The following is a 26,300-nucleotide window of genomic DNA, read 5'->3' as shown; positions in this document are numbered from 1 at the left end:
ACTACGCCTGACCGGCGAGGGCGACGGTGAACGTGCCGCGGGCGGTGGTCCCGTCGGGGCGGCGCCACTCGGCCGTGACCCTGCCGCGGGCCGGTGCGTCGTCCGCGCCGGGGCGCAGGACGCGCCGCAGCCGGAGCGTCAGGGGCGCGTCCGCCCCGGTCTCCCGCACCTCCACGTCGGTGTGGTCGGGGCCTTCCACGACCCGTACGAGCTCCGCCCCGGTCCCGGCGGCGGCGAGCGAGGCGGAGACGGTGGGGTCGGTCGTGTCGTCGAGGGACTGGTGCTGCGCCTCGGCCCGGCCGGCGAGCAGGGCGTACAACTGGGCGACGAGCACCGGGTCGTGGGCGCCGTCGTAGATCCAGCGCGTGCCGAGGACGCCGTGTTCGGAGGTGCCGATGAGGGCGTGCTCGGCGCCCTCCAGGGGCGCGCCCCGGTAGGTCATCGGGACCAGGTGGGCGACCGCGTCCGGTCCGGTGCCGTCGGTGACGGCCATGAACTCGATGCCCACCTCGCCGGCGGGGTCGTCCAGCCGGAAGCCGCCGGCCTTGGCCGGCCGCGGCTCCCCGGCCCCACCGGCGTACCAGGCGCGGGTGGGCAGCCAGGCGGCGAGCAGCTCCAGCTTGGTGGGCTGCATCGTGGTGTGGTGGATGACGGCCATGGTGTGTGCTCGTTCCTCTCGGCCTGGGCGTGGAGAACGGCAAGCTAACAGACGGGCCGGGTCGCGATGCGAGGGCGTGCGCACCGACCTAGCCTGGAACCGGAGTGTTGTCCCCGGCCGGCAGGAGGCCCGCCGTGAGGTACTCGCACACACGGGGCCGGCGCGTCTGTGCGGCCTTCGCCGCCCTCGGCGTCCTCGCCGCCCCGCTCGGCACGAGTGCGGCCTTCGCCGCCGAACCCCCGGGACCCGCCGCCCTCGTGACGACGTCCCCCTCCCCGTCGGCGGCGTCGGACTTCCCCGAACTCACCCCGGCCGTCGCGGCCCGTCTGGACCGGGCGGTCCAGGACGTGATGAAGGAGGCGGGCGTTCCCGGCGTCACGGTCGGTCTCTCGGCGCCCGGCAAGGGCACGTACATCCGCTCCTTCGGCGTCGCCGACAAGGCCACGAGACAGCCCATGGACCCCGGGCTCTACATGCGGATCGGCAGCGAGACCAAGACGTTCACGGTGACGGCCCTGCTCGAACTGGCCGACCGGGGCAAGCTGAGCGTGGACGATCCGATCTCGAAGTACGTCGACGGCGTGCCGAACGGCGACAGGATCACCCTACGCAACCTCGCCTCGATGCGCAGCGGCCTCTTCAACTACTCGGCGGACGAGGGCTTCTACAAGGCGCTCACCTCCGATCCCTACCGGCCGTTCACACCGCAGGAGCTGCTCGCGTACTCGTTCAAGCATCCGGTCCAGTTCCAGCCGGGCGCCGAGTTCGACTACTGCAACACGAACCTGATCCTGCTCGGCCTGGTGGTGGAGAAGGTCAGCGGGACGCCGCTGGACCAGTTCGTCAGGAAGAACGTCATCCGGCCGGCGGGGCTGCGGCACACGTACTTCCCGACGGACGCCGCCTTCCCGAGCCCGCACGCCCACGGCTACACCGTGCAGACCGCCTCGGGCGAGCTGCAGGACTCCACCGACTGGAACCCGTCCTGGGGCTGGGCGGCCGGCGCGATGATCTCCGACCTCCAGGACATGCGCACCTGGGCCCGCGTGGTCGCGACCGGCACCCTGCTGACGCCGAAGACACAGGCCGAGCGGCTGAAGACGTACCCCACGGGTCTCCCCGGATCGGGCTACGGCATGGGCATCTTCGACGTCCAGGGCTGGATCGGCCACAACGGCTCCCTGCCGGGCTACGAGTCGCTGACGATCTACCTGCCGGAGGCCAGGGCCACCCTGGTCGTGCTCCTCAACACGGACGTGCTGCACGACGGCAACGAACCGAGCACGCTCTTCGGCCGGGCCATCACCCGCATCGTGACCCCGGGCCACGTCTTCGACATCCCGGTGACCCGGTCCGAGCCGAGTCCGAGCGGGAGCTGACGCGAGTCCCCCGCCCCTCCGACGACCTGCCTGATAATCTCGGAAATGTCCTGAATGCCCCATAGCACTCCTTCGTGCCGCCGCAGAGTCGGGAGCAGCAATGACCGGTGGACCCGAGCCCATCAGCGCCGTCGCCCGCGAGGAGCTCGAACGCGAACTCGCCGAGCTGCGCACCGAACGCGAGGCCGTCGCCGCCACCCTGCGGGACGGCGGCGGCGACGAGGTCGGCGACCGGGCCGACCAGGCCGACGAGTTGCAGCGCGCCGACGACCTCGACCGCCTGGACGCCGACATCCAGCAGATCGAGGGGCGGCTCCGGGAGGCGTCCGTCGCACCGGCTCCGTCCTCCGACGCGGTCGGCGTGGGCAGCAGCGTGACCGTGCGGTTCGAGGACGGCACCGAGTCGACCGTACAGATCGGCGAGCTCGCGAACGCCCTGGACGCGACCCTGGTCACCGCCGACAGCCCGCTCGGCCGGGCCCTGCTCGGCCACGGCGCCGGCGACACCGTCACGTACGAGACACCCGAGGGCCGGACCTCCGCGGTCGTGGTCTCGCTCGGCTGACGGCGTGCCGGAAGCGGAAGCCGCCTCCCCCGGGTCCGGCCGTCAGGAGATCGGGGAGGCCGACCGCAAGGGCGGCCCCGGGCACACCGTCCTGGTGGCGCTGGCCCTCGCGGTGCCCGTCACCAAGCTGGCCTACACGGTCGGCGGCGGCGACGCCGTGCGCGACGTGCTGGTCGGCATGGAGCCGGCGAACTGGCCGGACATCCTCGTCGGCATGGTGATCACGGATCCGCTGCTGGGGTCCGTCCTCGCCGTCGTCGTCTCCCGGGTGGTCTTCGCCCTGTTCGCCGCGCGCGGGGCGGTCCCCCTCGGCGGCGGAGCGGTGCGGGCCTTCCGGCGGGCCGCGCTCACGGCCGCCAACCCGATCGCCGTCGGGATCATCGACGCCTGTTTCTTCGGGCCGTGGTGGGGGCTCGGCACCGGACTCACCGCCTTCGCGCTGCGCCAGGGCGTGGTCGTGGAGTACCGCACGGGGCGGCGCCGCCCGCACCACCGGCACGGACAGGACCGGGCAGGACACGCCGATCCCGGCTACCGGCCGCCCGCCTGGCTGCGCAGGGCCGCCGGGGTGGAGCAGTGGGTGGCGTTGTGCCTGACGGTGGTCGTGCTGCCGCTCCTGGCGTTCGTCTCGGCGCTCGACGGGCAGGCGTGGACGTCGATCGTCGAGTGCCGGGTCACGGAGGGCGGGCGGACCGGGAACGACCGTCTGATCGAGCTGAGCCGCAAGGGGAACGGCGTGGTCGGCTGGAACCTGGACTCCGGACAGGTCTCCAACGGCCTCGGCTGCACCGGCGACGAGAGCCGCTACGTGCGCGAGCCGTGGTGGCGGCGCTGACGGCCGGGCCGGTCAGCCCGTGACGATCCCGGCGACGAGGTTGATGGTGGTGGCCAGGATGCTCGCCCCGAAGACGTACGACAGCAGGCAGTGCCGCAGCACGATCGACCGGATCGTGGGGCTGGAGACGTTCGTGTCGGAGACCTGGTAGGTCATGCCGAGGTTGAAGCTGAAGTAGAGGAAGTCGCTGTACTTCGGCGGGGCCGGGGAGTTGAAGTCGATCCCGCCGCCGGGCTTCAGGGCGTAGTAGAGGTACGCGTACCGGGTGGCGTACATGAGGTGGAGCGCCGCCCAGGCCATGAAGACGCCGCAGAGCGCCGTCGCGGCGGCGGCGTGGCTCAGGTCGGTGCGGCCGACCAGGAGCAGCACGACGATGCCGACGAGCCCGCACAGGGAGGTCGCGACGACGACGAGCTCCTCGACGACGGGCCGGAACTCCTCGCGCCGGACGTTGCGGTGCGTCGTGGCGGCGTCCATGGGCCACAGGGCGATCCAGCCGGTGGCGACGAAGAGGGTCTCGGCCGTGGCGATGCCGGCGAGGACGCCCAGCGGGGCGTGGGCCGGGGCGGCGACGGCCGCGCCGGCCGCCGCCCCGGCGAGCGCCGAGACGGCGAGCCGGGGCACGGCGCCGAGGAGCCTTCGGTCCATCGGTTCAGGGCTCCAGGACGACGACGGCCTCGTCCGTGTAGGTCAGGAAGGTCAGCGTCTCCTGGAGGTACAGCTCCACGCCGGCCGTGTCGTGCGCGGTGTAGCCGATCGCCACGTCCTGGCCGACGCGGAGCTCGAAGTCGCCGCCCCGGGTGGAGAGGACGAGACCGCCGTCGAGGGCGGGCGCCCAGATCGGGGAGCCGTCGAGCATCCGGGCCAGGTGGGCCGCGATCGGATAGCCGTGGTCGGAGGTCTCGCTGACCGCCCGGTACTGGTCGGCGCCGAGCAGCAGGGCGTACGGACCGTCGACGCCGGCGAGCCGCAGGGCGGTGAGGGCCCGGCTGACCGCGTCGGGGTAGTCGCGGGGTTCGGTCGGCAGCCGCAGCACCGGGTTGGAGCTGCGGCCGCGCAGCCCTTCGACCCCGGCGGCCTCGTACCCCTCGAAGACCATGCGGTCCTCGGTGAGCGCCAGGGCGCGGGCCGCGTCCTTGACGGGCTGCCAGTCGGAGTCCTTGGAGCCGCGCTCGACGTCGTCGACGGCGGCCCGTTCGACGGTGAACGGCACCCGGACCTCGACGAGGGGGCGCACCTCGCGCAGTCGTGCCGTGACGCCGGGCGCGGGCGCGGTCAGGTCGGAGAGGTGGCCCGTGCCGACGGCCGAGAGCTCCGGTCCGGCCGGGTCGGGGACGTCGACGACGCGGCGGCCCGCGACGTTGCGGCGAAAGGTGCGGCGGGCCTCCTCCTCGATCTCGGCCCAGGCGGCCGCGGTGATCGGGGCGAGTTCGCGGTGGAGGTTGCTGGTGGACTCGGGGGGCGTCATGGGGCGAGGGCTCCTTTCAGGCTGCCGATGCCCAGGGTCTCCCCGGGGGCTGCGGCGGCCGGCGGGGCGGGGAGGTCGTCGAGGAGGTCGGCGCTCGGCACGAAGAAGAGGCCGCCGGTCACGGCCCGGGAGAAGTCGAGGATGCGGTCCGTGGTGCCGGGGGGATCGCCGAGGAACATGTTGCGGAGCATCCGCTCGGTCACGGCGGGCGTCCGCGCGTAGCCGATGAAGTAGGTGCCGAACTCGCCGGTGCCGACCTGGCCGAACGGCATGTTGGCGCGGAAGATCTGCTGCTGGACGCCGTTCTCGTCGGTGACCGTGTTCAGCGTGACGTGCGAGTCGGCGGGCTTGGCGTCGTCGGACAGTTCGATGTTGGAGCCCTTGGCGCGCCCGATGACGCGCTCCTGCTGCTCGACGGTGAGCGCGTCCCAGGCCGCCATGTCGTGCACGTACTTCTGGACCATCACATAGCTGCCGCCCCGGAAGTCCGGGTCCTCGTCGCCGATGTGGACCGCGTCGGCGGCCGTCGTGCCCTCGGGGTTCTCGCTGCCGTCGACGAAGCCGAGCAGGTCGCGGTCGTCGAAGTACGCGAAGCCGTGCACCTCGTCGACGACGGTCACGGCGGTGCCCAGGGCGGCCACGATGTGCCGGGCCAGTTCGAAGCAGAGGTCCAGGCGCCGGGCGCGCAGGTGGAAGAGCAGGTCGCCGGGGGTGGCCGGGGCGCGGTGGCGGGGGCCCCGGAGCGCCGGGAAGGGGTGCAGCTCGCGGGGGCGGGGGCCTCCGACGAGCCGGTCCCACGCCTCGGAGCCGATGCCGGCGACGCAGGTGAGGTACGAGTCGGGGGCGCGGAACCCCACCGAACGGGTCAGCCCCGTCAGGTCCTGGAGCGCCTCCCGCACCACGGTCTCGCCGCCCGGGTTGACGGTGGCCACCAGGAAGACGGCCGCCTGCGAGGGCGGGGCGACGACGTACTGGGGTACGGCCATGGCGCTCCCACGAGAGATCGACGAAAACCGGAGGAACCGGATGAACCGGAGGAATCCCAGGAAAGGGACAGCGCCAGCGTAGGTGCGCGTGATCCGGTGCGCAGCCCGGCGGGGGCCACCGGGTGGCAGGCGCCGGACGGCGGGCTTAGCCTGCCCGAAGGGGTCCTTCTGTCCCACCATGCCCGTGCGTCCGCAGGGCGAGAGGGTGAAACGCCTTGAGCACCGACCAGGACGAGAGCCCCACCCGTGACGAGAGCGACGCCCCGGACGAGCGGGCACCCCTGGAGCACCGGGTGGGCCCGGAGCCCGAGGGCGAGCCCGCGTTCCGTCCGTACCACCATCCGGCGGCGGGCTGGGGCGCGGCGAAGAGCGTGACCCGGTTCATGGCGCGCGAGGGCGCCCTTCCGGTGGACGGCCCGCGCGCGATCATGAAGATGAACCACGAGAACACGGGTTTCGACTGTCCCGGGTGCGCCTGGCCGGACGACACCAAGGGCCTGCACCTGGACATCTGCGAGAACGGCATCAAGCACGTCACCTGGGAGATGACCCGCAAGCGGGTCGGACGCGAGTTCTTCGCCGCCCACTCGGTGACCGAGCTGGCGGGCTGGACGGACTACGACCTGGAGAACGAGGGCCGGCTGACCGAGCCGATGGTGTACGACCCCGGGTCGGACCACTACGTCCCCATCAGCTGGAAGGACGCCTTCGCGCTCGTGGGCCGCACCCTGCGCGAGCTGGAGGACCCGAACCAGGCCTCGTTCTACACCTCGGGCCGGCTCGGCAACGAGGCCACCTTCCTCTACCAGCTGATGGCCCGCGAGCTGGGGACGAACAACCTCCCCGACTGCTCCAACATGTGCCACGAGGCCAGCGGCAGGGCCATGCAGGCGTCGCTCGGCACCGGCAAGGGCACCGTCGACCTGGCCGACTGGGAGACCGCCGACGCGCTGTTCATCATGGGGGTCAACGCCGCCTCCAACGCCCCCCGCATGCTCACCGCGCTCACCGAGGCCCACGTCCGGGGCGCGCAGATCGTGCACGTCAACCCGCTCGTCGAGGCCGCCGCCAGGCGGGCGATCATCCCGCACGACTTCAAGGACATGGCGACCTTCCACGCCACGAAGACCTCCACGCTCAACCTCCAGGTCCGCATCGGCGGCGACATGGCGCTCGTCCGCGGGATGGCCAAGGCGATCCTGGAGCAGTCGGCCACCGATCCCAAGGCGCTGGACCAGGAGTTCGTCGCACGGCACACGACCGGCTTCGAGGAGTACAAGGCGGTGTGCGAGGCGACCTCCTGGGAGGAGATCGAGACGCAGTCCGGGCTGAGCCGCGCGGACGTCCTGAAGGCGGCGCGGGTCTATCGCGAGGCCGACCGCTCGATCATCAGCTGGTGCCTGGGCATCACCCAGCACGAGCACGGCGTCGACACCGTCCGCGAGATCGTCAACCTGCTGCTCCTCCGCGGCAACCTGGGCCGGGAGGGCGCGGGCCCCTCCCCGGTGCGCGGGCACAGCAACGTCCAGGGCAACCGCACCTGCGGCATCGACCACCGCCCCGCCGAGGAGTTCCTCGACCGGCTCGCCGAGGTCTGCGGGATCGACCCGCCCCGGGCGCACGGCCTGGACACCGTCGGCACCATCAAGGCGATGCGCGACGGCGACGTGAAGGTGTTCGTCGGCATGGGCGGCAACTTCGCCCTCGCCGCCCCCGACACCCCGTACACCTACGAGGCGCTGCGCAGGTGCGAGCTCACCGTCCAGGTGAGCACCAAGCTGAACCGCAGCCACGTCGTGCACGGCCGCCGGGCCCTCATCCTGCCCTGCCTCGGCCGGACCGAGAAGGACCACCAGCGCAAGGGGATCCAGAGCACCTCGGTCGAGGACTCGATGAGCATGGTCCACCTGTCGATCGGCATGAAGCGGCCCGCCTCGCCGCACCTGCTCTCCGAGCCGGCGATCATCGCGGGCATGGCGCGGGCCGCGCTGCCGGACAGCGCCACGCCCTGGGAGTGGTACGTCGAGGACTACGACCGCATCCGGGACACCATGGCGAAGGTCCTCGACGGCTTCGAGGACTTCAACCGGCGCGTACGGCTCCCCCTCGGCTTCCGCATCAAGCAGCCCGCCCGCGAACTGGTCTTCCTCACCCCGTCCGGCAAGGCCGAGTTCGCGGCGCCGCCCCTGCCGGACGTCGTTCCGAAGCCCGGCCTCCTGGCCCTGGGGACGATGCGCTCCCACGACCAGTGGAACACCACGATCTACTCCGACGACGACCGCTACCGGGGCGTCAAGAACCTCCGCACGCTCGTCTTCATGAACCGGTCGGACATGCGCGAGCGCGGGATCGCCGACATGGCCCCCGTCGACATCACGAGCACCGCCAAGGACGGCAGCCGGCGGCATCTGAACGGCTACCTCGCCGTCCCGTACGACATCCCGCGCGGCTGCGCGGCCGGCTACATGCCGGAGATGAACGTGCTGTGCGCCCTGGGCGACTACAGCACCCAGAGCGACCAGCCGATCATGAAGCACGTCAAGGTGACGATCGAACCGGCTTCCTGACGCCCGGTCACCCCTGGCGGGCCAGCCGGTCCAGCAGGAGGTACGCGCGCCGCTCGGCGGCGGCCAGCTCGGTGGGGTCGATCTCGGCCTGCCACAGCTCGCCCGCGGCGGCGTCGTCGGCCTCCCGCAGCTCCACCGCGGCCGCCGCGAGCCGCGTCTGCACGAGCGGGAACGACCGCACGGCGCCCTCCCCCAGGGCCCGTTCGGCCCGCTCCGACGCCGCCGTGCAGGCGGCGAGCGCGTGCTCCGCCCGCACCGCCGCCCGGTCGTGGACCACGATCAGCGCGCAGCCGAGCGCGACGCCGACGCCGAGCACGCTGCTCAGCGCCCGGTCCCGCACGAGGTCCCCGGCCGGGGCGGGTGCGGCCAGATCGGTCAGGAGCAGCGCCAGCGGGGTGAGGAAGACGACGCCGAGGCCGTAGTTGCGGGCGACGACGTACTCCAGGAGGAACTCGAGGAGCACGATCACCAGGACGAGCGCCACGGGCCCGGGGCCCAGGGCGAGGACGCCGAGGGCGAGCAGCAGGCCCGCGACCGTGCCGAGGGTGCGCTGGACGGCCCGCTGGGCCGCCGTCCGCACGTTGACCGAGTGGAGGACGGCGGCGGCGGAGATCGCCGCCCAGTAGCCGTGCCCGAGCCCCAGGAGGAGGGCCGCCCCGCCCGCGAGACCGGTACCGAGGACCATCCGCAGGGCCGGCACGAGGAGAACCGCCCCGCGCCCGTGGGCCGCCCCCGTCACCAGGGCGGCGGCACGGAGCTCGGCGGCGCGCAGGGTGGTCGGACCGGCGGGAGCCGGGGCGGGTCGCGGTTCGGGGCCGGGCCCGGAACCGGGGGCGGGCATGCCGGCCCGGGCGGTCAGGACCGAGAACGCCGGGTCGGGCAGGATCCGGGGAGGCCGTCGTCGCCGGCCGGTCAGCAGCCCGGCCTGGTCGCGCAGGGCGCGGGCCAGGCCCGCCGGTTCGTTCCGCGGGTGGCGGGCGGAGCCGACGAGCAGCGACCAGGACAGATCGGCGAGGCGTACGCAGGTGTCGTCCCGGCCGCGCCGCTCGGCGCCCGACGGGGGCAGGACGCCGAGCGTGCGGTACGCCTGGAGGACGGCGGCGGTCGCCCGGTGCCGTACGGGTCCGGTGTCGCCGCCCGTCTCCCACAGGTCCGCGAGCTCGCGGAGGGCCGCGGCGACGGCGAGCCGCTGCGGACGGTCCGGGTGCACGAGGAAGCCCGCCACGGCGAGGGTCCAGGCGACGGCCGCTCCGCACGCGGCCAGGCCGGCCCGGGGCAGGACGTCGGCGGGGGACGAGGCGCCGTTGGCGGCGACCGCGAAGGAGAACAGCAGCAGCACCGCGCCGAGTCCGCTCAGCCGGGCCGCGTCGCAGGCGAACTTCGCGAGACCGGCGACCAGGGCCGTGGCCGCGACCGTCACCGCGGCGCCCGCTCCGCCGTCCCGGAGATGGGCCCAGGCGGCGAGGGCCGCGCCGCAGCCGACGCACGCGGTCATCGCCACGGCGACGACGGCGAGCACCCGGGCGCGGCGCGCGTAGGGCAGGTTGCGGCCGAAGGTGGTGGTGAAGGACCCCAGCATCGCGTAGACGGCCTGGTCGGCCCGTCCCGCGAGCGCCATCGGCAGCGCGGGCAGCGCCATGGCGAGCGCGGCGCGCAGGGCGAAGGACAGGGCGCCGTCCACGCTCTGCAGGGCGAGCGCGCCCCTCGGGGAGAGCGCGCGCCCCAGCCGGGCGGCGGCGCGCCGCGGCCCGCCCGACGGGCGCCGGCGACAGGAATTCATGACCCGCTCACCCTCGGTGAATTCCTTTCGCAAGTCAAAGAGGCATTTCTGATGACGTCATCGGTATCACTTGTCGGTACTCGTGCCCGTGCTCGTTCCCGTACTCGTATCCGTACTCGTCCGCGAAGAGAAAAAGCGAGCGATAGGCCGCACCTATCAGCTCATCGAAAACTTCTCTTTGACTTCGCCCGGGAACGGGCCGAATCTGCTCTGCGGCGAGAATCCGGTATGCGCGAGGAAATGAGGCGGACCAGAGCATGAGCGGCATCGAGGACCCGGTCGACGACCTGAGGGTCACCCCGCCGAAGACCTGGGCGACGGGCCTGCCCGCCGTGACGCACGCCCTCGGGTACTCCCTGAGCCAGACGTCCCCGCGACGCACCGCGCTGACCCTGCTGAACATCAACCAGCCGAAGGGCATCGACTGCCCCGGCTGCGCCTGGCCCGAGCCCGCGCCGGGCGAGCGGCACCGGAACGAGTACTGCGAGAACGGCGCCAAGCACATCAACGACGAGGCCACCTCGCGCCGCGTCACGAGGGACTTCTTCCGCGAGCACTCGATCGCGGAGCTCGACGGCATGTCCGACTACTGGCTGAACCAGCAGGGCCGGCTCACGGAACCGATGGTGAAACGGCCCGGTGCGACGCACTACGAGCCGATCGGCTGGGACGAGGCGCTCGGACTGCTCGCCGGCGAACTGAAGGCGCTCGACTCCCCCGACGAGGCCCTCTTCTACGTCTCCGGCCGGCTGAACAACGAGGCCGCCTTCCTCCTCCAGCTCTTCGCGCGCGCGTACGGCACGAACAACCTGCCGGACTGCTCCAACATGTGCCACGAGTCGAGCGGTTCCGCGCTGTCGGAGACGCTGGGCATCGGCAAGGGCAGCGTCTCCCTGGACGACATCCACCACGCGGACCTGGTCTTCGTCGTGGGGCAGAACCCGGGCACCAACCATCCCCGGATGCTGTCGGCCCTGGAGGAGACCAAGCGCAACGGCGGTCGGATCGTGGCCGTGAACACGCTGCCCGAGGCCGGACTCATGCGCTTCAGGCACCCGCAGAAGGCGCGCGGGATCATCGGCCGCGGCACCCCGATCGCCGACCAGTTCCTGCACATCCGCGCCGGCGGCGACCTCGCCCTCTTCCAGGCCCTGAACCGGCTGCTCCTGGAGGCCGAGGACGCCGCTCCGGGCACCGTCCTCGACCGCGACTTCATCGAGCGGAACACGACCGGCTTCGCCGCCTTCGCCGAGCACGCGCGGCAGGTCTCCTGGGAGGACGTCCTGAGGGCGACCGGGCTGTCCCGGGAGGAGATCCAGGAGGTCTTCGAGCGGGTCCTGCGCAGCGAGCGGATCATCGTGTGCTGGGCGATGGGCCTGACCCAGCACAAGCACGGCGTCCCCACGATCCGCGAGGTCGTCAACTTCCTCCTCGCGCGCGGCAACATCGGCAGGCCCGGCGCGGGCGTGTGCCCGGTGCGCGGCCACAGCAACGTGCAGGGCGACCGCACGATGGGCGTGTGGGAGCGGATGCCGCAGGCCTTCCTCGACGCCCTGGGGCGGGAGTTCGGCTTCACCCCGCCGGCCCACCACGGCCTGGACGCGGTGAACGGCATCCGCGCCATGCGCGAGGGGCGCGCGAAGGTCTTCCTGGGCGTCGCCGGCAACTTCGTCCGGGCCACTCCGGACAGCGCGGTCACCGAGGAGGCGATGCGGCGGTGCCGGCTCACCGCGCACGTCTCCACCAAGCTCAACCGCTCCCACACGGTCTGCGGCGAGACCGCCCTCATCCTGCCCACGCTGGGCCGCAGCGACCGGGACGTGCAGGGCGGCGTCGAGCAGTTCGTCACGGTCGAGGACTCCATGAGCGACGTCCACGCCTCCCGGGGCAAGCTGCCGCCCGCCTCCCCCGACCTGCTCAGCGAGGTCGCGATCGTCGCGCGTCTCGCCCGCCTCACCCTCGGTGCCGAACCGGACGTCCCCTGGGAGGAGTTCGAGGCCGACTACGACGCCGTTCGCGACCGGATATCCCGCGTCGTCCCGGGCTTCGAGGACTTCAACGCCCGGGTGGCCGTGCCCGGCGGCTTCCACCTGCCCAATCCGGTGAACCGGGGGGTCTTCCCCACCCCGAGCGGCAAGGCCGTCTTCACCCGGAACGACTTCACCATGCCGGACGTCCCGCCGGGGCACCTGCTGCTGCAGACCCTGCGCTCGCACGACCAGTGGAACACCGTCTGGTACGCGCCGAACGACCGCTACCGGGGCATCCACGACGCCCGCCGCGTGGTCATGGTCAACCCCGCGGACCTGGCCGAGCTCGGCCTCGCCGACCGCCGGCTCGTGGACCTGGTGGGCGTCTGGCACGACGGGCGGGAGCGGCGCGCGGAGGGCTTCCGGGTGGTCGCGTACCCCGCGAGCCGGGGCTCCGCGGCGGCGTACTACCCCGAGACGAACGTGCTGGTGCCGCTGGACAGCGTCGCCGACATCAGCAACTGCCCGACGTCCAAGGGCGTCCTGATCCGCCTGGAGCCGGCCCGTACCGCCGTGCCGGAGGGGAGCCGGGCATGGGACGCGTGACCGTGCGCCGCCGTGTCCTGCGCCTGCGGGAGGGGGCCTCCTCCCGCAGGCCGGACACCCTGGCCGCCGAGGAGCCGATGGAGATCCGGGTCGGCGGGCGCCCGCTGACCGTGACGATGCGCACCCCGGGCGACGACTTCGACCTGGCGGCCGGTTTCCTGGTGAGCGAGGGCGTGGTGCGCTCCGCCGGGGACGTGGCGGGGATCCGGTACTGCGCGGGTGCCACGTCCGACGGCGGCAACACGTACAACGTGGTCGACGTCGTCCTCGCGCCCGGTGTGGCCGCCCCCGACGCGTCCCTGGAGCGGAACTTCTACACGACCTCGTCCTGCGGGCTGTGCGGCAAGGCGAGCCTGGACGCGGTGCGGACCACGGCCGCCTGGTCCGTCGCGGAGGACCCGCTGCGCGTCGGGCCCGAGGTCCTGTCGGCGCTCCCCGACCGGTTGCGGGAGGCCCAGAAGGTCTTCGACGCCACCGGCGGGCTGCACGCGGCGGGGCTGTTCTCGGCCGAGGGCGAGCTGCTGTGCCTGCGGGAGGACGTGGGCCGGCACAACGCCGTGGACAAGGTCGTCGGGCACGCCCTGCGGTCGGGTCTCCTTCCGCTGCGCGGGACGGTGCTGATGGTGAGCGGCCGGGCCTCCTTCGAGCTGGTGCAGAAGGCGGTGATGGCCGGTGTCCCGCTGCTCGCGGCCGTGTCCGCGCCCTCGTCGCTCGCGGTGGACCTCGCCGCGGAGAGCGGGCTGACGCTGGTCGGTTTCCTGCGCGGCACGTCGATGAACGTCTACTGCGGTGACGACCGGCTGGAGGCGGAGCCCTCGGCCGTGGGGTGACGGCGGCGCCGATTGGCGCTGCGGCGGGCGGTCGGGTAGACCCGTGGGGTGCTGTTCCGTCAACTCGAGTACCTGGTGGCCCTCTCGCGGGAGCGTCATTTCGCCCGCGCCGCCCAGGCCTGTCACGTCTCCCAGCCGGCGCTCTCGGAGGCGGTCCGGAAGCTGGAGGACGAGCTCGGCGTCCCGCTGGTGCTGCGCGGCCGCCGGTACGAGGGGCTGACGCCCGAGGGCGAGCGGATCGTGGTGTGGGCGCAGCGGCTCCTGGCCGACCGTGACGCCCTCAAGAGCGAGGTCGGTGCGCTGCGGACGGGTCTGAGCGGCCGGCTGAGGATCGGTTCGGTGCCGACGGCGTCCGGTGCGGTCGCCCTGCTGACGGCGCCGTTCTGCCTGGCGCACCCGCTGGTGAACGTGGAGGTGGCGGCGGACCTCCGGTCGGAGGACATCCTGCGGCAGCTGCGGGACTTCGAGCTCGACGCCGGGGTGACGTATCTGCACAAGGGGCTCGCGGAGAACTTCCGGGCGGTGCCGCTGTACGAGGAGCGGTACGTGCTCCTGACCGGCGCCGCCGACACGCCCGCGCACCGGGCGACGGCGACCTGGGCGGAGGCCTCGCGACTGCCGCTCTGTCTGCTGACCGGGTCCATGCAGGGGCGTCAGGTGCTCGACGAGGTGTTCGCCGAGGCCGGGGTGCGGCCCTCGCCGCGGGTGGAGACCGACTCGGTGGCGGCGCTCTTCGCCCATGTGCGGACCGGCCGGTGGGCCGGCATCGTGCCGCACACCTGGCTGCACGTCTTCGGGGTGCCGTACGGGATGCGTGCGGTGCCGATGACGGAGCCGGCGCGGTCGGTGCCGATGGGCCTGGTGACGGTCGTCCGGGAGCCGGAGTCGGTGCTGGCCCGCGCGCTCCGGGAGGTCGCGGGCCGCACCGATGTCGCCGGCACGCTCGACCGCCTCCCGGGGGACTCCGTACCGAGGTGAGACGGCCGGGGTGAGGTGCCCGAGGTGAGAAAGGGGCACGGGGCCGCTCGGGACGGCCCCGTGCCCGGCTCTCGCACGGCGGCCGTCAGGCCACGGCGGTGCTCCCGGCCTCCGCGTGCTTGCGGACCGTGCAGTGCAGCGAGTCGTCGACGACGTCCGCGACGATCGTGTCGCCGGGGTCCGCCTCGCCGCCGAGGAGGAGGGTGGCGACGCGGTTGTCGAGCTCGGTCTGGATCGTGCGGCGCAGCGGCCGGGCGCCGAAGGCCGGCTGGTAGCCGTGGGCGACGAGCAGCTTCTTGGCCGCCTCGGTGACCTCCAGGGTCAGGCCCTGGGCGTGGACGCGGTGCTTGCTCCGGTCGAGGAGGTGGTCGACGATCTCCGACAGGTCCTTCTCGGTGAGGCTGTGGAAGACGATGATGTCGTCGATACGGTTGAGGAACTCGGGCAGGAAGCGTCCCCGCAGGTCCTCCATCAGCTCGTCCTTGAGCTCGGCGGCGTCGCCCTCGTGGGCGAGGATGCGGTGGGCGCCGATGTTGGACGTCATGATGACGACGCAGTGGCGGAAGTCGACTGTGCGGCCCTGGCCGTCCGTGAGGCGTCCGTCGTCGAGGATCTGGAGCAGCGTGTTGAAGACGTCGGGGTGCCCCTTCTCGACCTCGTCGAAGAGCACGACGCTGTACGGCTGGCGGCGGACCTTCTCGGTGAGCTGTCCGGCCTCCTCGTAGCCGACGTATCCGGGGGGCGCGCCGACGAGCCGGGCGACCGTGTGCTTCTCCTGGAACTCGCTCATGTCGAACCGGATCATGCGGTCCTCGGCGCCGAAGAGCAGTTCGGCGAGGGTCTTGGCGAGTTCGGTCTTGCCGACGCCCGTGGGGCCGAGGAAGAGGAAGGAGCCGACGGGCCGGTTCGGGTCGCCCATGCCGGCCCGGTTGCGGCGCACGGCCTCGGAGACGGCGGTGACCGCCTCGTCCTGGCCGACGATCCGGGCGTGCATCTCCTCCTCCAGCTTGAGGAGCCTCTCCTTCTCGCTGGCGGTGAGCTGCGAGACGGGGATGCCGGTGCGGCGGGAGACGATGTCGGCGATGTCGGCGGCCGTGACCGAGACGACGCCCTCGCGGCGCTCCTCGATCCCGGCGAGCTCGCCCTCGATCTCGGCCATCTGCTCCTTGAGCTCCTTGGCCTTCTCGAAGTCCTCGCGGGCGACGGCCTGGTCCTTCTCGCGCCCCAGCTTGGCGAGCCTGTCCTCGCGGCTGACCACCTCGGTGGAGCGGCCGCCGCTGCGGAGCCGTACCCTCGCGCCGGCCTGGTCCATCAGGTCGATGGCCTTGTCGGGCAGGAAGCGGTCGCTGATGTAGCGGTCGGAGAGCTCGGCCGCCGCGGCGAGGGCGCCGTCGGCGAAGCGGACCTGGTGGTGGGCCTCGTAGGCGTCCCGCAGTCCTTCGAGGATCTGCACGGTCTCCTCGACGGTGGGTTCCGGGATCAGGACGGGCTGGAAGCGGCGTTCGAGGGCGGCGTCCTTCTCGATGTGCTTGCGGTACTCGTCGATGGTGGTGGCGCCCACGACGTGCAGTTCGCCGCGCGCGAGGGCGGGCTTGAGCATGTTGCCCGCGTCCATCGAGCCCTCGCCGGTGGCGCCGGCGCCGACGACGGTGTGCAGCTCGTCGATGAAGAGGATGATGTCGCCGCTCGCCTCCTGGACGTCCTCGATGACCTTCTTGAGGCGTTCCTCGAACTGTCCCCGGTACTGCGCTCCGGCCACCATGCCGGACAGGTCCAGGGAGACGACCCGCTTGCCCTTCAGGGTGTCGGGGACCTCGTCCGCGACGATGCGCTGGGCGAGGCCCTCCACGATGGCGGTCTTGCCGACGCCGGGCTCGCCGATGAGCACGGGGTTGTTCTTGGAGCGGCGGGAGAGGATCTCGACGGTCTGCTCGATCTCGTCGGCCCGGCCGACGACCGGGTCGAGCTTCCCCGCCCTGGCCTCCTCCGTCAGGTCCCGGCCGTACTCGTCGAGGGTCGTGGCCGACTGCTTCGCGGCGGCGGGGGCGCCGCCCTGCTCCGGGCGGCCCGGCCGGGCCGCCTGGTCGGCGAGGCCGCGCAGCTTCTTCACGTCCACGTCCTCGGGCCGCAGGAAGCGGGAGGCCCCGGAGTCGGCGTCGTGCAGGAGGGCGCTGAGGATGTGCTCGGGGCCGATGTACGAGAGGCCGGCCGCCTGCGAGTAGGCGTGGGCGGCGGCGAGGGTCCGCTTGGCCGCCGGGGTGATCCCGGGTTGGGCGGACGGCTCGGCGGACTCCCCGGGACCCGCCGCGGCGAGCCGGTCGGCGAGTTTGTCGGGGTTCACCCCGCCCTGGGAGAGGAGCCGGCGGGTCGGCTCGACCTGGGTCGCCGCCCACAGGAGGTGTTCGGTGTCCAGGTCGGAGCTGCCGTCCTCCTCGGCCTTGCGCGCGGCCGTGTTCAGCAGTTCGTGGGAGGACTCGGTCAGCAGCCGTCCGATGGGCACGCGCTGCACCGCCGGGGGCGACGAGGCCGGCGACATGCCGAAGAACCGGTTGAACAGGTCGCTGAACGGATCCGACGAACCGAAGGGTGAACCGAACGCCATCGACATGGCAGCTCTCCTGAAGGCGCGAAAGAGGGTCTTCCCCACTCAAACCCGGCACCGGTCGCCCCGCAATCGGAGCGGGACCGACGGCACGCCGGCACGCCCGCTCGACGCGGGGACGGGCCGCCGCCCCGTACGCACGCCGACACGCCACCCCGCACGGACGCCCGAAATGCCCGGATCGCGGCTCCGTCCGCCGACGATGGCCCCATGACCTCCGCGCTTCCCCCGAACACCCCGGCCCCGGAGCCGGCCCCCGGCCCCCAGGTCCGCGCCTCCGCGCTCGTACGGCACCCCAAGCTGTGGCTCGTACCGACCGTCCTGTGCGCCCTGGTGTCGCTGTTGCTGTCGCTCCTCTACATGGGCGGCATCCTCAGCCCGAGCGACCACCTGGACCGGCTGCCCATCGCCCTGGTCGACGAGGACCAGGGCCGTCCGCTGCCGGGGCAGCGGGAGAACCTGGGGAAGCAGATCACCGACTCGGTCGCCACGGTGGGCTCCTCGAAGACCACCATCGACTGGCGCCGTCTCGACCGCGCCGCCGCCCAGGAGGCGCTGGCCTCGGGCAAGGTCTTCGGCGCCCTGGTCGTCCCGGCGGACTTCACCGCGTCCGTCGCGGCCCTGACCACGAACCGGGCGACGACCCGTCCGACGCTGACCGTGCTCACCAACCCCGGCCTCGGCAGCCTGGGCTCGTCCCTGGCGTCCCAGATCAACCAGGGCGCGGCCCACCAGGCCTCGCTGACCATCGGCAAGCGGCTCGCGGCCACCTCCGCCGTGCCGACCACGCGGGTGCTCCTGTCCGACCCCGTCGCGGTCGTCACCCGGGTCGGTCATCCGATCGGCCGGCACAGCGGCCTGGGCCTGACCGCCTTCTACTACACGCTGCTGCTCGTCCTGGGCGGCTTCATCGGGGGCAACCTCGTCAACAGCGCCGTCGACACCGCGCTCGGCTACGCCGACAGCGAGATCGGCCCCTGGCACACCCGCCGTCCGACCGTTCCCGTCAGCCGCACCCAGACGCTCCTCCTGAAGATGCTGATGACCGCCGGGATCTCGCTCCTGACCACCACGCTCGTCATGGTCGCCACCATCGGGATCCTGGACATGGACGCCGACCACCTGCCGATGCTGTGGCTCTTCTCCTACTGCGCGACGGTCGCCGTCGGCCTGGGCGTCCAGGCCATCAACGCGGCCTTCGGCGGCATCGGCCAGCTCGTGTCCATGTTCGTCTTCATCGCGCTGGCCCTTCCCTCCTCCGGGGCCACCGTCCCCCTGGAGGCCACCCCTGCGTTCTACCGGTTCCTGGGGATCTTCGAGCCGATGCACCAGCTCAGTTCGGGCGTCCGGTCCATCCTGTACTTCGACGCCCGGGCCGACGCGGGGCTCGCCCGCGGCTGGATCATGATCGCGGTCGGCACGGCGGGGGCCCTGGCGTTCGGCTTCGCCATGACCCACTACTACGACCGCAGGGGGCTGCGGCGCCTCACGCCGCAGCCCGAGTGAGCGATCACCGAGCGGTCACCAGGAGACGCTGAACCGGATGGACCGGTTGTCGTTCCGGGTGTTCACCAGCGTGGAGACGCCGGACCGGCTGCCGACGTAGTCGTAGGCGCCCTTGTAGCCGGCGCTGTAGTACACGTTGGCGGAGTAGCCGTCGTACCAGTTGTAGGCGGAGGCCGCGTTGTTGCCGGCGGCCTGGCCGCTGCCCGAGCCGGTGTTGGGGCAGAAGCGGAGCGGCGTGGCCGGGGTGTACGGCATCTTGAGGGCCAGCATGTCGTAGATGTCGTGACCGATGTTCACCCAGGCGCCCGAGTAGTTGGGGCTGTAGTAGAGGCGGAAGCGGAACTCATCCGAGGAGCCGGCGCACTTCTGGCTCGACATGATGGTGTCCTCGTCGCTGCTGATGTAGGCGGTGGGGTTGCCCTCCGCGTGGGCCGTGCCCGCGCCGGTCAGGGCGGAGGCGCCCATCAGGGCGGCGACGAAGGCGGTGCGCAGGCGGCCGCGCCGCGCGGTGGTCGAGGTCTTCACAGGGGTCTCCACAGTGGTCGTCGGAACAGGAACGGGAACAGGAACGGGAACGGGAACAGGAACGGACGAGGACGGAGGTCCGGGGGTCAGGGGCGGGCGAGGACGTCCGCCGCCTCGCGCAGGGAGGCGTCGAGGGCTCGGCGGTCCGCCGCGAGCGCCGTGGCGTTGCGCGCGACCGACGCGCGCTGGATCCGGACCTCCGCCGCGTGCCAGACCTCCGCGACCCGGTGCGTGGCCCGGCAGGCGATGTCGGCGAGCGCCGTGTCGATCTCCGCGCGGGACGCGCCCTCGGACCGGGGCCGGAACCGGGGGTCGTCGTTGGCGGCCATGGGCGCCGGGTAGGCGAAGCCCTTGGCCTTCATGCAGGCGGACCAGCGGGCGAACACCGCCTTCACCAGCGGGTCCTCCATGGACGCGGGGTACGACTCGTTCGTGAGCCGCTGCACGAGCGGGGAGACTCCCTGGGCCGAACCGCCCAGGGTCCGGCGGGCCCGGCCGAAGCAGCCGCCCTCCGGGATCCTCCGCCCCTCGTAGTAACCGCGCCGGGCCTCGGGGCCGACCTTCCGCAGGAGTTCGGCCGGTACGTCGGTGCCGCCCAGGACCAGCTGCTGGTCGTCGGAGAGCCGTGGGCGCGCGTCGGCCTCGCGCAAAGCCTCGTCGTAGCGGGCCTGTTGGGCCGGGTCCACCTGGTAGCCGAACTTCGCGGACATCTCCGCGTCGTGGATCCCGTACCGCCAGTCGAGCATGTTCTTCGGGCCGATCGGGGGGAGCTCCGGCGCCGGCTTCCAGGGGATCCCGAACTCCTGGAGGCACCGGCCGACGAGCTTCTGCTCCGCGCGGGCGAGGGTCCTGGCCTGCTCGGCGGTGGGGCGGTACGCCTGCATGGGCAGGGTCCAGGACGACGGGTCGGCTGCGGAGCGCACCGCGGCGGTGGTGGCGGCGGCTTCCGGCGCCGCGTCCGCCGGCCGCTGTCCGGTGGAGCACGCGCTCAGCGCGAGGGCGGCCACGGCAAGCGTCACACCCGTCCGCAGGATTCCGTGCGGGCTGCTCGTCATCGGCGGCGGGTTCCTCACGTGCGGGGTTTCAGGGCTCCTGGCAGCCGCGCGAGGGGCGGCTCGGTGACACCTTGAAGCAGTGGCCGAAAAGCGCACTGTGCTCCGGCCCACACCGCCGTCGTCGTCCGCGTCCGAGGCGTACCCCGGTCGCCCCCCGGGAGACTCGGGAGAACCGTACATCCGAAGATCATCACTGGTCAAAGCCCCACCCGGAGCGCCGACTTGCGGACCGCCACCGAGGGATCCCCCGGCCGTGTCCCGCCGCTGGAAAACGGCCGGAGGCCGTATCGGATGTCTCGATACGGCCTCCGGCGACCGGGGCGATCCGGCCTATTCGTCCTCGTCCCACGGCGGTTCGAGCTCGTCCTCGTCCCACGGCGGCTCCTCGTCGTAGGACGGCGGAAGGTCCGGCTCGGCCCTGCGCGCCGTCGGCACGGCAGCGGTCGGAGCGGCCGCGGCGGCGGGCGCCGGGCCCGCGGGCGCGGAGGACGCGGCGGCCCCGTCGGGACCCGCACCGCCCGTGCCCGCGTCGTCCGTCCCCCCGCCCCCGGACTGCGCCAGGGTGGCGAGGACGCCCTCGGCGTACTTGGCGAGCTTGGCCTCGCCGATGCCGCCGATGGTGCCGAGCTCCGCGACGGTGGTCGGCAGGCGGGTCGCGATCTCGCGGAGCGTCGCGTCGTGGAAGACGACGTACGCCGGCACGCCCTGCTCGCGGGCGGTCTCGGCCCGCCAGGCGCGGAGGGCCTCGAAGACCGGCACGGCGGCCGCGGGCAGATCGACCGGCACGCGCGCGCCCTTGCCGGAGCGGGCCCCTGGCTCCTTGCGGGCGGGGGCGGCGGCCTTCTCCTTGCGCATCGGGACCTGGCGGCGTCCCCCGAGCACCTCGCCGCTGTCCTCGGTGAGCACGAGCGTCCCGTAGTCGCCCTCCACCGCGAGCAGCCGCTGGGCGAGGAGCTGGCGGACGACCCCGCGCCACTCGGCGGTGCCCAGGTCCGACCCGACGCCGAAGACGGACAGCTGGTCGTGGTCGAACTGGATGACCTTGGCCGTCCTCTTGCCCTGGAGGATGTCGATGATCTGGCCGGCGCCGAACTTCTGCCGCCGTTCCTTCGCCAGTCGCCACACGGTGGACAGCAGCTTCTGCGCGGCGACGGTCCCGTCCCAGGACTCTCCCGGCGTCAGGCAGGTGTCGCAGTTCCCGCAGGGCTTGCCGGTCTGCCCGAAGTACTCCAGGAGCCGCACGCGGCGGCAGTCGACCGTCTCGCAGAGGGCGAGCATGGCGTCCAGGTGCATGGCGAGGGAGCGGCGGTGCGTCTCGTCGCCCTCGGAGCCGTCGATGAGCTTGCGCTGCTGGACGACGTCCTGGAGGCCGTACGCCAGCCACGCCGTGGCCGGCTCCCCGTCGCGGCCGGCGCGGCCGGTCTCCTGGTAGTAGCCCTCGACCGACTTGGGCAGGTCGAGGTGGGCCACGAAGCGCACGTCCGGCTTGTCGATGCCCATGCCGAAGGCGATGGTCGCCACCACGACGACCCCGTCCTCCCGCAGGAAGCGGGCCTGGTTCTCCGCGCGCGTCCGGGCGTCCATGCCGGCGTGGTACGGGACGGCGTCGATGCCGTGCTCCACGAGGGCGGCCGCCGTCTTCTCCACCGAGGCCCGCGAGAGGCAGTAGACGACGCCCGCGTCCCCTTCGTGCTCGGTCCTGATCAGCTCCAGGAGCTGCTTGAGCGGGTTGTTCTTCGGGACGATGCGGTACTGGATGTTCGGCCGGTCGAAGCCTGCGACGAAGTGCCGGGCGTCCTCCAGGCCCAGCCGCTTCGCGATCTCGGCGTGGGTGGCCTCGGTGGCGGTCGCCGTCAGCGCGATCCGCGGCACCTTCGGCCACCGCTCGTGGAGCATGGAGAGGGCGAGGTAGTCGGGCCGGAAGTCGTGGCCCCACTGGGCGACGCAGTGCGCCTCGTCGATCGCGAAGAGCGACACCGTGCCCCGGTCGAGGAGCCGCTGGGTGCCCTCGGTGCGGAGCCGCTCGGGGGCCAGGTAGAGCAGGTCCAGCTCGTCCGCGAGGAAGGCCTGCTCGACGGCCTGCCGCTCGTACGGGTCCTGTGTCGAGTTCAGGAAGCCGGCCCGCACCCCGAGCGCCCTGAGCGCGTCCACCTGGTCCTGCATCAGGGCGATGAGGGGCGAGATCACGACGCCCGTGCCCGCTCTGACGAGGGCCGGGATCTGGTAGCAGAGCGACTTGCCGCCGCCCGTCGGCATCAGGACGAGTGCGTCGCCACCGCCGACGACCTGCTCGATGATCTCCTGCTGCTGCCCGCGGAAGGAGCTGTAGCCGAAGACGCGGTGGAGCACCCCCGCGGCGTCGGAGGTCTCGGCGGGGGCGGCGGGAGCGTCGGAAAGGACCATTTCTGAAGCCTAGCCGCCCGCGCCGACACCCCGGCCCCGCCCGGGAGAACCTGTGGACGACTCCCGAGGGGGCCGTGTCACCGCAGGCCGGCCGCCGCGGGGGCGTCGTCGATGAAGCCGCCCGACTGGTGTTGCCACAGCTTCGCGTAGGCGCCCCCGGCGTCGAGCAGCTCCTGGTGCGTGCCCTGCTCGACGATCCGTCCGCGGTCGAGGACGACGAGCCGGTCCATGGTGGCCACCGTGCTCAGCCGGTGGGCGACCACGAGCGCCGTCCGTCCCTCCATGAGCCGCCACAGCGCGTCCTGCACGAGCATCTCGCTCTCGGAGTCCAGGGCGCTGGTCGCCTCGTCGAGCAGCAGGATCGGGGCGTCGCGCAGGATCGCCCGGGCGAGGGCGACCCGCTGGCGCTGGCCGCCGGACAGCTTCACGCCCCGCTCGCCGACCATGGTGTCGAAGCCCTCGGGAAGGGCGTCGGCGAACTCCGTGACGTGGGCCGCCTCGGCCGCGCGCCGGATCTCGGCCTCGGTGGCCTCCGGCCGGGCGAAGGCGATGTTCTCCCGGAGGGTGCGGTGGAACATGGCCGGGTCCTGCGGCACGTACGCGATCATGCTGCGCAGTTCGGTCTGGCGGAGCCGGCTGATGTCCTGGCCGCCGATCGTGATCCGGCCGCCGTCGATGTCCGTCATCCGCAGGAGCAGCCGGGTGAGGGTGGTCTTGCCGCCGCCGGACCGGCCGACGAAACCGATCTTCGCGCCGCTGGGCACGTCCAGGTCGAGGCCCTCGAAGAGCGGCTCGGCGCCCGCGTGGGCGAAGGTCACCTTCTCGAACCGCACCTCGGCGTCCTTGGGCCTCAGGGGTTCCGGGGTCGCCGGGTCGAGGACGGTCGGCTCGTCGAGGAGGAGTTCGGTGAACTGCGCGGCCTCCGTCATCGAGCTCTCCAGGCGCCGGTAGATCTGGTTGAACTCGAACATGATCCGGGTGGCGTTGGCGTAGTACGTGAAGGCGACGATGACGGCCTCCACGCCGTGGTCTCCCCCGCCGAGGGCGACGGCGAGGACGAGTCCGAGGACGTTGGTCAGGACGGACATCGGCGCGACGAGCGTGTCGATGCGCAGGTTGCCGTAGTCCCAGGAGCGCAGGGTGAGCTTCCGCGACTCCGCGACGCGGGAGCGGTGCTCGGCGGCCTCGCGGCGCTCGGCGCCGAAGGACCGGACCGTGTCCATGTTGGTCAGGCTGTCGGCGACGTGGCCCGAGACCCGGGCGATCGCCTGTTCGCGCCGGGCGACGAGCGCCTGCCGACGGCGGATCAGCGGCACCACGCCCACGCCGGTGACCGCGATGAGGAGCAGCAGTCCGACGACGAGCAGCGGGTCGTACTGCCAGAGCACCACCGAGGCGAAGACGAGCGGCACGAAGCTGCCCATGACCGAGAAGGTCAGGGTGTCGACGCACTCCTCGAAGCGGGAGGCGAAGCTGAGGACCCGTTTGGTGAGCGATCCGGCGAAGTTGTCGTGGAAGAACGCGGCGTCCTTGGCGAAGAGTTCGTCCATGCCGATGACGTACAGGTTCTCGATGCCACGGGCGTCGACGCGGTTCAGGCAGTGCAGCCCGACGCGCCACAGGGCCTCTCCGAGCAGCAGGACGCCGGCGAAGCCGAGGACGTACGGGAGGAGCGGGCCGAGGCCGCCGGTGCCGCCGTCGGCGAGGTGGCCGACGAGCTTGGCGACGACCAGAGGGGCGATGTAGTTGATGCCGATGTTGCCGAGTGCCGGCAGGAGGAGTGCGGGGGCGGCCAGCCGTCGGAGGCGGACCAGTTCCCGTGCGTAGAAGCGGACCGCGAGGAGTACCGAGCCTTTGTTCGGCAGACCTTCGCTCGATTCAGGTGATCCCATACCCAACCCTGTGCTGTCGTACCGAAGGTGAGCAAAAGGAGTCTCCCGTGCGGGTGCTCGCGCGGTCCAAGCATTTTTCGTCCGACCGTCCGGTCGGGAACACGGCCCGCGGCCGCCCCGGCCCCTCGTTCCGACACGCGGAAACACCACGTGGTGGCCGGGAGATCCCGACCACCACGTGGTGTTCTTCTTGTGTCCGAGGGGGGACTTGAACCCCCACGCCCGATAAAGGGCACTAGCACCTCAAGCTAGCGCGTCTGCCATTCCGCCACCCGGACGGGTGATTGTCGTTCCGGGGTTTCCCCCGCGGCGACAGAGAACAATCTACCAGGCCTTCGGGGTGCTCCTCACCCACGTTTCCGGTGGTCAGCGGGGCGGGGCGGGCGTCACGGGGAGACCGTGGCGGCCGGCGGGGTCCAGCGGCGGGTGCGCGGCGGTCCCGTCGGGAGGCCGTAGTCCTTCTTGAGGTGCTCGGGGATGGCGTAGTGCATGACGCGGCCGCGGGTGAGGGAGGACAGTTCGAGGACGGTGGTGAGGTGGCCGAGCCGGTCCAGGGCCCAGGCGCCGAGCGGGGAGCGGTCCTCGATGGTCTCCAGGACGCCGAGGAGGTGGGGGACGGCCTTGACGACGGTGTCCCAGGGCGTGCGGGGGACCTCCAGCCAGTCGCCGCAGGTGTCGCCGACGAGGTGGCGGATGAGCGCGGAGACGACGGGGTCGAAGAAGGTGCCGGGGACGACCTCCTCGTAGAGGTCGATGAGTTGCCGGGTGAGGTGGACGCCCTCGGGCGAGGGCCCCATGTGGCGGATCATGTACAGGTCGAGGAAGCGGCGGGCCTCGTCGAGGGTCTTCGGGACGGCGTCCTGGTCGACGCCCAGCATCGCGCCGACCACGCGCCAGGCGTAGGAGTAGGCCTCGGCGCCCTCGGTGGACATGTGGATGCCGAGGCGGTGCAGGCTGTCGAGGACGAGCATCGAGAAGAACATCTGCCCGCCGATCATGTCCTCCTGACAGATCGGCACCCCGTCGCTCCCGACGTCCCAGCGGTTCTCGCGCCGGAGGTGGTGCCGGATGGAGGCGTGCAGCAGACGGACCTTCTGCGCGGCCGGGACGAAACGGCCGCCGGCCTCGAAGGCGTCCGGCCGCATGAGGTAGACGGTGAACTGGCCGGTCTCCGCCATCCGCTTGGAGGGGTACTTCAGGCCGTGCGTCGCCGACAGCAGCTTCGCCACGTGCGGGACGAGGTAGCAGGCGGGCATGGAGGCGAAGGAGAGCGCGGTGGAGATGTGCACGCTGTTGTCGATGAAGAACAGCCGGGCCTTCTCCATCTCCTCCCAGTCCACCCAGGACGGCGGGGCGCTCGTGACGTGGAGGTACTCCCGGGCGACCTCGGGCAGCCCGTCCGGCAGGGGGGAGCCGGCGGTGGAGACGTACCGCATGAGGGTGTTGAACGTGCCGACCTCCCCGCGCTCGAAGAGGGTGGCGACCGTGGCGTCGGCGAGTTCGTCGCCGACGTGCCGCAGGGCGTCCATGGACGCCTCGGTGGGGGTCATGGGCAGGGCTCCTTGTTCTGCGTCGGTCCGCGTTTTCCGGTCCGGTCCGCGTGTTCCGGGTCGGTCCGCGTGTTCCGGGTCGGTCCGCGTGTTCCGGGTCGGTCTGCGTCTTCTGGCGCGGTCCGCGCGTTCCGCATCGGTCCGC

General features: G+C 72.4%; 19 protein-coding genes and 1 tRNA gene. 8 read left to right on the top strand and 12 right to left on the bottom strand.

Features of this window, described 5'->3' with window-relative positions; all coding sequences use genetic code 11:
* Position 1: 1 nt before the first annotated feature.
* A complete protein-coding gene (locus ACIGW4_RS13080; protein ID WP_359590617.1) occupies positions 2-658 on the bottom strand; it encodes a 1,4-alpha-glucan branching protein in 657 nt (218 codons plus the stop codon).
* 134 nt (positions 659-792) lie between these two features.
* Between ACIGW4_RS13080 and ACIGW4_RS13075 the strand changes: the two genes are divergently transcribed.
* The 3 genes from ACIGW4_RS13075 (at position 793) to ACIGW4_RS13065 (ending at position 3,437) form a co-directional block, all read left to right on the top strand.
* Positions 793-2,037 carry a serine hydrolase domain-containing protein gene (locus ACIGW4_RS13075; protein ID WP_399580190.1) on the top strand — a complete coding sequence of 415 codons (1,245 nt, stop codon included), beginning with the start codon at positions 793-795 and terminating at the stop codon, positions 2,035-2,037.
* Positions 2,038-2,137: 100 nt separating this feature from the next.
* A complete protein-coding gene (locus ACIGW4_RS13070) occupies positions 2,138-2,602 on the top strand; it encodes a GreA/GreB family elongation factor (RefSeq protein ID WP_399580187.1) in 465 nt (154 codons plus the stop codon).
* Between the two features lie 4 nt (positions 2,603-2,606).
* Positions 2,607-3,437: a hypothetical protein gene (locus ACIGW4_RS13065; RefSeq protein ID WP_185094689.1), complete on the top strand. Its 831-nt coding sequence runs from the start codon at positions 2,607-2,609 to the stop codon at positions 3,435-3,437.
* Between the two features lie 12 nt (positions 3,438-3,449).
* On the opposite strand, the gene ACIGW4_RS13060 is transcribed toward ACIGW4_RS13065, so the two are convergent.
* From ACIGW4_RS13060 to ACIGW4_RS13050, 3 genes are read right to left on the bottom strand one after another with little or no spacing between them, the layout of a single operon-like run.
* Entirely contained in the window at positions 3,450-4,085 is a 636-nt protein-coding gene (locus ACIGW4_RS13060; RefSeq protein ID WP_399580183.1) for a DUF1345 domain-containing protein, read from the bottom strand.
* A gap of 4 nt (positions 4,086-4,089) precedes the next feature.
* Entirely contained in the window at positions 4,090-4,905 is an 816-nt protein-coding gene (locus tag ACIGW4_RS13055) for a family 1 encapsulin nanocompartment shell protein (RefSeq protein WP_399580181.1), read from the bottom strand.
* A complete protein-coding gene (locus ACIGW4_RS13050) occupies positions 4,902-5,891 on the bottom strand; it encodes a Dyp-type peroxidase (protein WP_123456370.1) in 990 nt (329 codons plus the stop codon). The genes ACIGW4_RS13055 and ACIGW4_RS13050 overlap by 4 nt, the downstream gene beginning before the upstream one ends.
* A gap of 383 nt (positions 5,892-6,274) precedes the next feature.
* Between ACIGW4_RS13050 and ACIGW4_RS13045 the strand changes: the two genes are divergently transcribed.
* On the top strand, positions 6,275-8,458 hold the full coding sequence (locus ACIGW4_RS13045; protein ID WP_399580378.1) for an FdhF/YdeP family oxidoreductase: 2,184 nt from the start codon (positions 6,275-6,277) through the stop codon (positions 8,456-8,458).
* A gap of 7 nt (positions 8,459-8,465) precedes the next feature.
* On the opposite strand, the gene ACIGW4_RS13040 is transcribed toward ACIGW4_RS13045, so the two are convergent.
* Positions 8,466-10,238 (bottom strand): FUSC family protein, encoded by a 1,773-nt coding sequence (locus ACIGW4_RS13040; protein ID WP_399580178.1) that lies wholly within the window; start codon positions 10,236-10,238, stop codon positions 8,466-8,468.
* 257 nt (positions 10,239-10,495) lie between these two features.
* On the opposite strand from ACIGW4_RS13040, the gene ACIGW4_RS13035 reads away from it, so the two are divergent.
* From ACIGW4_RS13035 to ACIGW4_RS13025, 3 genes are read left to right on the top strand one after another with little or no spacing between them, the layout of a single operon-like run.
* The gene (locus tag ACIGW4_RS13035; protein WP_398709377.1) at positions 10,496-12,814 is read left to right on the top strand and encodes an FdhF/YdeP family oxidoreductase; all 2,319 of its coding nucleotides are present in this window, start codon (positions 10,496-10,498) and stop codon (positions 12,812-12,814) included.
* Positions 12,802-13,644, top strand: coding sequence for a formate dehydrogenase accessory sulfurtransferase FdhD (gene fdhD / locus ACIGW4_RS13030; protein WP_398709379.1), 843 nt, complete (start codon positions 12,802-12,804; stop codon positions 13,642-13,644). The genes ACIGW4_RS13035 and fdhD overlap by 13 nt, the downstream gene beginning before the upstream one ends.
* Positions 13,645-13,692: 48 nt before the next feature.
* On the top strand, positions 13,693-14,622 hold the full coding sequence (locus ACIGW4_RS13025; RefSeq protein ID WP_399580174.1) for a LysR family transcriptional regulator: 930 nt from the start codon (positions 13,693-13,695) through the stop codon (positions 14,620-14,622).
* Positions 14,623-14,707: 85 nt separating this feature from the next.
* Here ACIGW4_RS13025 and ACIGW4_RS13020 read toward each other — a convergent pair whose 3' ends face one another.
* Positions 14,708-17,230 (bottom strand): ATP-dependent Clp protease ATP-binding subunit, encoded by a 2,523-nt coding sequence (locus ACIGW4_RS13020; RefSeq protein ID WP_399580171.1) that lies wholly within the window; start codon positions 17,228-17,230, stop codon positions 14,708-14,710.
* Between the two features lie 204 nt (positions 17,231-17,434).
* On the opposite strand from ACIGW4_RS13020, the gene ACIGW4_RS13015 reads away from it, so the two are divergent.
* Positions 17,435-18,730 (top strand): YhgE/Pip domain-containing protein, encoded by a 1,296-nt coding sequence (locus tag ACIGW4_RS13015; protein WP_398709382.1) that lies wholly within the window; start codon positions 17,435-17,437, stop codon positions 18,728-18,730.
* A gap of 15 nt (positions 18,731-18,745) precedes the next feature.
* On the opposite strand, the gene ACIGW4_RS13010 is transcribed toward ACIGW4_RS13015, so the two are convergent.
* The 6 genes from ACIGW4_RS13010 to ACIGW4_RS12985 all read right to left on the bottom strand — a co-directional run bounded on the left by ACIGW4_RS13010 (position 18,746) and on the right by ACIGW4_RS12985 (position 26,155).
* Entirely contained in the window at positions 18,746-19,255 is a 510-nt protein-coding gene (locus ACIGW4_RS13010; RefSeq protein ID WP_399580168.1) for a hypothetical protein, read from the bottom strand.
* Between the two features lie 86 nt (positions 19,256-19,341).
* Complete coding sequence (locus ACIGW4_RS13005) at positions 19,342-20,310, bottom strand: hypothetical protein (RefSeq protein WP_398709385.1); 969 nt, start codon at positions 20,308-20,310, stop codon at positions 19,342-19,344.
* A 330-nt stretch (positions 20,311-20,640) separates the two neighbouring features.
* On the bottom strand, positions 20,641-22,713 hold the full coding sequence (gene recQ / locus ACIGW4_RS13000; RefSeq protein WP_399580166.1) for a DNA helicase RecQ: 2,073 nt from the start codon (positions 22,711-22,713) through the stop codon (positions 20,641-20,643).
* Between the two features lie 77 nt (positions 22,714-22,790).
* A complete protein-coding gene (locus ACIGW4_RS12995) occupies positions 22,791-24,605 on the bottom strand; it encodes an ABC transporter ATP-binding protein (protein ID WP_123456360.1) in 1,815 nt (604 codons plus the stop codon).
* 193 nt (positions 24,606-24,798) lie between these two features.
* Positions 24,799-24,883: transfer RNA gene (locus ACIGW4_RS12990), tRNA-Leu, on the bottom strand.
* Between the two features lie 108 nt (positions 24,884-24,991).
* Entirely contained in the window at positions 24,992-26,155 is a 1,164-nt protein-coding gene (locus ACIGW4_RS12985; RefSeq protein ID WP_399580163.1) for an oxygenase MpaB family protein, read from the bottom strand.
* Positions 26,156-26,300: the final 145 nt, after the last annotated feature.

This window comes from Streptomyces sp. NPDC053513 (genome assembly GCF_044544765.1).
Taxonomy (GTDB): Bacteria; Actinomycetota; Actinomycetes; order Streptomycetales; family Streptomycetaceae; genus Streptomyces; species Streptomyces litmocidini.
The sequence above is the reverse complement of the archived record's forward strand: the minus strand, read 5'-3'. Positions and strand labels throughout refer to the sequence as shown.